This window comes from Anaerovibrio sp., from assembly GCF_051866355.1.
GTDB lineage: Bacteria > Bacillota > Negativicutes > Selenomonadales > Selenomonadaceae > Anaerovibrio.
This window is the reverse complement of sequence record NZ_JBJDWZ010000123.1, coordinates 1-5829: the sequence shown is the minus strand read 5'-3', so window position 1 is coordinate 5829 and position 5829 is coordinate 1. Positions and strand designations below refer to the sequence as shown.

Sequence of the window (5829 nt, the reverse complement as noted above, 5' to 3'; positions counted from 1 at the left end):
TGGAGCTTTACCGTAATGGCGAGTTTTATAAGAGCTATGGCTGTGCCACCGGCATGAATACAGGGGACAAGCAGCGGCCGGGTGACCACAGGACGCCGATTAGCTGGGGCTATATCATGGATTCAATTCCGGGGGCAGAGCCTTGGACACCGAGTGCCTATGTGCCTTTTGTGGTGGATGAGATTCTCTATGCCGGGTACTGGACGCACGATTTCGGGGATGGCAGGGGCGAGATTGCCGGAGCCTACGGGCCATGGTTTATTTCCCTGAATACCGGCTGGGATGGCATAGGGATTCATGGTACCCATGACGAAAGCAGTATTGGTACCAACGCCTCCGAGGGGTGTATCCGCCTGCGCAACGAGGATATACAGGAGCTGAAGGATATCATCTGCCAGGTGAATGGCGGTATTGGCGTACAGGTTGTGATTAGCGAGGATTGATTGCCATAGGGCGCCGGACTGTTGCGCCCTGGCGGATTATCGGCTGTGGCGCCTGTGGCAATTTGCGCGTTTATATATTCGGGGTAGATAAGAGGTGTTTTTATGCGATTTGTATCATGGAATGTTAACGGGTTGCGGGCGTGCCTGACGAAGGGGTTTATGGAGTCCTTTCGCGATATGGATGCGGATATAATGTGCCTGCAGGAAACCAAAATGCAACCGGAGCAGGCAATTCTCGACCTGCCGGGCTACAGGCAGTATTGGAACAGTGCAGAAAGGAAGGGTTACTCCGGCACGGCGGTATTCAGCCGGGTGGAGCCGCTGGCTGTGACCTATGGGCTGGGCATAGAGGAGCATGACCATGAGGGACGCGTGATTACAGTGGAACTGCCGGATTATTATCTGGTGACGGTATATACGCCGAACTCCCAGAAGGAGCTGGCCAGGCTTGACTACCGCATGGCGTGGGAGGATGCCTTCAAGGCCTATGTGCTGGGGCTGGATGCCAAAAAGCCGGTGATTATCTGCGGTGACCTGAATGTGGCGCACAAGGAAATTGACTTGAAAAACCCGAAAACCAACCGCAAAAATGCCGGTTTTACCGACCAGGAGCGGCAGAAATTTACGGAGCTTCTGTCAGCCGGGTTTACGGATACCTTCCGCCATGTGTATCCTGACGTGACCGGGGCATATACATGGTGGTCCTATCTCAGGAAGGCGCGCGCCACCAATGCAGGATGGCGGATTGACTATTTTGTGATTTCCAACCGCCTGACACCCGGGATTGAATCGGCTACCATCTACAACGAGATTTTTGGCAGCGACCACTGCCCTGTGGGGCTGGAGCTGAAATAATCATTCCCTCCGGGGCAGGATGCCGGCGGGTGTCGTGTTGCGTGCAATCCTCAAGGCATAAATTTATTATCCGGCGGGTATTTTTCCTTGAAAATAATCCTGCTATGTGATAAAATAACCAACAGTTTAATAAGTGAAAGCGACGATGAAGAAAGTAAGCGCTGGTGAATACTCATAGCGAGCGGGGGAGGGTGCGAGCCCTGCAGCAGTAGCCGGTGGTGAAAATCACTTCTGAGCAGCAGGTCGAGGCAGTTTCTGATGGCGTGTGCGCAGTCTTGTGACAGGCGCATTTTGGGGGATTGCGTTAGGCTGGGCCGGGTTCTCCCGTTATAGGGATAGTGTATGCTGGTACATGAAATAGGTGGTTGCAAGAACCATATTTGTGGCTGTTTTTAGTCTTTTAGCTCTTGTCCTATTTTGGGACGGGAGCTTTTTTATTGTCGCAAGCAGTAAGCCGCAAACAGCAGGTAGTAAGCATGGAGGCATGTACCATAAGAAAACCTTTGTCGCGCCTCGTTATTTCATTCATCAGAGCAATTTATTGCGATAGATGAATGTTAGTAACGCGAGGCACGGCGGCATAGTGGAATCCTGTTGACATGAATTAGTTTCGAGGATAAATTCTTGTATGCTAGGCGGAGGCGGAAGGCATGGTGTTTCCATGCCGACCAACGACAACAACGCAGACGAGAATTTAGACCGAAAATAAACATGGATAATAGGGTTCCACTATGCCATGAGCGAGAGCGGGTTTTCGTTGGTACATGCCTCCATGCGAGTACAGTATATTAGTATTAGTACAGGATAATGATTTTAGGAGGTAAAAAGCGTGTACAACAAGGTTGACACAAATCTGAACTTTGTCGAGCGTGAAGCCGAGGTTCTGAAATTCTGGAAGGAGAACGATGTTGCCAATAAGTGCATTACCAATCGTGAGGGCTGTGATACCTTCACATTCTATGACGGGCCGCCGACTGCCAACGGCAAGCCGCATATCGGCCATGTGCTGACCCGCGTCATCAAGGATATGCTGCCTCGTTACCAGTCCATGAAGGGCAGGAAGGTTCTCCGCAAGGCCGGCTGGGATACTCACGGCCTGCCTGTGGAGCTGGAGGTTGAGAAGCTCCTGGGGCTTGATGGCAAGGAGCAGATTGAGAAATACGGCATCGAGCCTTTTATCAAGAAGTGCCGCGAGTCCGTGTGGAAGTACAAGGGCATGTGGGAGGAATTCTCCGATGTGGTAGGCTTCTGGGCGGATATGGAGCACCCGTATATTACCTATGAGAATGATTATATTGAGTCCGTATGGTGGGCGTTGAACGAAATCTGGAAGAAGGGGCTTCTCTACAAGGGGCACAAGGTTGTGCCTTATTGCCCTCGCTGTGGCACACCTCTGTCCTCTCACGAGGTGGCACAGGGCTACAAGGACGTCAAGGAGCGCTCCGCCATGGTCAAGTTCGCGGCAAAGGATGAGGAAAATACCTACTTCCTGGCCTGGACCACTACCCCTTGGACACTGCCTTCCAACCTTGGTCTGGTTGTAAATCCTGAGGTTGACTATGTAAAGGTCAGCTACGAGGGACAGAACCTGATTATGGCAGAGGCGCTGATGGAGTCCGTTTTTGCCAACAAGGAAGGCGAGCGCACCGTCGTTGAGCGCTTCAAGGGCAAGGCTTTGGAGCATCGCGAGTATGAGCCGCTGTATCCGTTTGCCAAAAATCTCAAGAAGAAGGCTTTCTTCGTAATGTGCGACGGCTATGTAACCACCAGCGATGGTACAGGTATCGTTCATACGGCACCTGCCTTCGGTGAGGACGATGCCCGTGTCTGCCGTGCCTATGACATGCCGTTTGTGCAGTTTGTGGATGCCAGGGGCAATATGACCGAGGAAACCGATTGGGCAGGCGTGTTTGTCAAGGATGCGGACCCGATGATTCTGGATGATTTGAAAAAGAGCGGCAAGCTCTTTAAGGCTCCTAAGTTTGAGCATAGCTATCCGCACTGCTGGCGCTGTGATACGCCGCTGATTTATTATGCCCGCGAGTCCTGGTTCATCAACATGACCTCCGTCAAGGAAAAGCTCATTGACAACAACAATACCGTCAACTGGATTCCTGAGTCCATCGGCAAGGGACGCTTCGGCGAATGGCTGGAGCATGTGCAGGACTGGGGCATCAGCCGCAACCGTTACTGGGGTACGCCGCTGAACGTGTGGGAGTGCTCCTGCGGCCATCAGCATTCCATCGGCTCTATTGCCGAGCTGAAATCCATGTCCGGCAACTGTCCGGAGGATATCGAGCTGCATCGTCCGTATATCGATGCGGTAACCATCAAGTGCCCTGAGTGCGGCGGCGAGATGAAGCGCGTGCCGGAGGTTATTGACTGCTGGTTCGACTCCGGCTCCATGCCTTTTGCCCAGTGGCATTATCCGTTTGAGAACAAGGAGATTTTCGAGGAACGCTATCCGGCGGACTTTATCTCCGAGGCCGTGGATCAGACCCGCGGCTGGTTCTATTCCCTGCTGGCAATCTCCACCCTGCTCTTTGACAATTCCTCCTACAAGAATGTCATCGTGCTGGGACATGTGCAGGACAAGGACGGCAAGAAGATGAGTAAATCCAAGGGCAACGCCGTTGACCCGATGGATGCCCTGAGAAAGCACGGCGCAGACGCTATCCGCTGGTATTTCTATGAGAACAGCGCACCGTGGCTGCCGAACCGCTTCCATGATGATGCGGTGCAGGAGGGACAGCGCAAGTTCATGGGTACCCTGTGGAATACCTATGCCTTCTATGTGCTTTATGCCAATATTGATAATTTTGATGCAACGAAGTACCAGCTGGAATATGACAAGCTGTCCGTGATGGACAAGTGGGTTCTGTCCCGCCTGAATACCTTGATTAAGGCTGTTGACAGCAATCTGGCCAGCTACAAGGTAACCGAGACTGCCAAGGTGCTGCAGGATTTTGTGGATGAGCTGTCCAACTGGTATGTACGCCGCAGCCGTGAGCGTTTCTGGGGCAAGGAGCTGACCCAGGACAAGATTAATGCCTACATGACCCTGTACACGGCACTGACTACCGTGGTGAAGCTGGCTGCGCCGATGGTACCTTTCATCACCGAGAGCATCTACCGCAATCTGGTGTGCAGTGTCGATGAGAGTGCGCCGATTTCCGTGCACCTCTGCGACTTCCCTGTGGCTGATGAGGCGTTCATTGATGCCGAGCTGGAGGCTGAAATGGAGCTGGTACTGCAGATTGTTGTGCTGGGCCGTGCCGCCCGCAACGCCTCCAACATCAAGAACCGCCAGCCGATTGGCAGCATGTATGTGAAGGCTGACCGGGAGCTGGATGAGTTCTTCAAGGAGATTGTGGCAAGCGAGCTGAATTTGAAGCATGTTGAGTTCAAGGCTGATATGGAGGAATATCTTTCCTACAGCTTCAAGCCGCAGTTCAAGGTGCTTGGGCCGAAGGTTGGCAAGCAGATTGGCGAGGTCAAGGCGGCTCTGGCGGCCATCAACGGCCATGCGGCCAAGGCAGAGCTGGAGAGCACCGGCAAGCTGGTGCTGGAGCTGAAGAGCGGCACTGTGGAGCTGATTGCCGAGGATGTGGATATTACCATGTCCCAGACCGAGGGCTTTGCCACCCAGCGTTATGGCTCCGTGACGATTGCTCTGGAAACTACCCTCAGCCAGGAGCTGATTGAGGAAGGCTTTGTCCGTGAAATCATCAGCAAGCTGCAGACCATGCGCAAGGAGAACGGCTTTGAGGTGACTGACCGCATCAGCGTGTTTGCCGCAGGCAATGACAAGCTGACCGGCATCATGAGCCGCAACGAGGACTTCATCAAGCGTATTGTGCTGGGCGACAGCATTTCCTACGGCACAGCTGATGGTTTCGCAAAGGAATGGAATATCAACGGCGAGGATATTACCCTGGCTATTAAGTGATTTGCTTTCGGTGAGTAATTTGCCAACAATTTATCAGTAATTTACTTTTAATAAAATGCGGTGCATGACTGCGGGTATCCCTTTCGGATATGGCAGGATGCACCGCTTTTTTGTCTTTTGAAGATTTGTGTGGTATTGTATATGGTGTATAGTGTATGGTATATGGTGTGTTGCGCATGGCGGATGCGGATAGAGTATAATCAGATGTTTCAGGGGGCATTGGCGGAGGTGATTGGATGGTTTATAAAAATATTGTTGCCGGGCGGTTTGTGGACAGGCCCAACAGATTTATTGCCCATGTGGAAATAAGTGGCAAGGTGGAAACCGTGCATGTAAAGAATACCGGGCGGTGCCGGGAGCTGCTGCTGTCCGGCGTGAAGGTAATTCTGGAAATTTCGGACAATCCCAATCGCAAGACGAAATATGATTTGATTGCCGTATACAAGCAGGGCTTCGGGCTGATAAATATGGACAGTCAGGCACCTAATAAGGTTGTGGCAGAATGGCTGGCAGGGCAGGGGTATGACGTTGTCAGGCCGGAGTACAAATACGGCAGCTCCCGGATAGATTTTTACATGGAAA

4 protein-coding genes are annotated in these 5829 nt (G+C 52.3%); all 4 read left to right on the top strand.

The genetic code is table 11. The annotated features are described in order from the left end of the window. On the top strand, nt 1–443 hold a 443-nt coding region (locus ACI3UA_RS06550; RefSeq protein ID WP_439724016.1), incomplete at its 5' end, for a L,D-transpeptidase. A 102-nt stretch (nt 444–545) separates the two neighbouring features. Further along, the gene (locus ACI3UA_RS06545; protein WP_439724015.1) at nt 546–1298 is read left to right on the top strand and encodes an exodeoxyribonuclease III; all 753 of its coding nucleotides are present in this window, start codon (nt 546–548) and stop codon (nt 1296–1298) included. An 829-nt stretch (nt 1299–2127) separates the two neighbouring features. Further along, nucleotides 2128–5247: an isoleucine--tRNA ligase gene (gene ileS / locus ACI3UA_RS06540; RefSeq protein ID WP_439724014.1), complete on the top strand. Its 3120-nt coding sequence runs from the start codon at nt 2128–2130 to the stop codon at nt 5245–5247. Between the two features lie 236 nt (nt 5248–5483). Further along, nucleotides 5484–5829: DNA/RNA nuclease SfsA (locus tag ACI3UA_RS06535; RefSeq protein WP_439724013.1), on the top strand; the 346-nt coding region annotated here is incomplete at its 3' end.

Coding starts and splice junctions, on each gene's coding strand:
- ACI3UA_RS06545 (WP_439724015.1), top strand. CDS start 546: ATGCGATTTGTATCATGGAATGTTAACGGGTTGCGGGCGTGCCTGACG.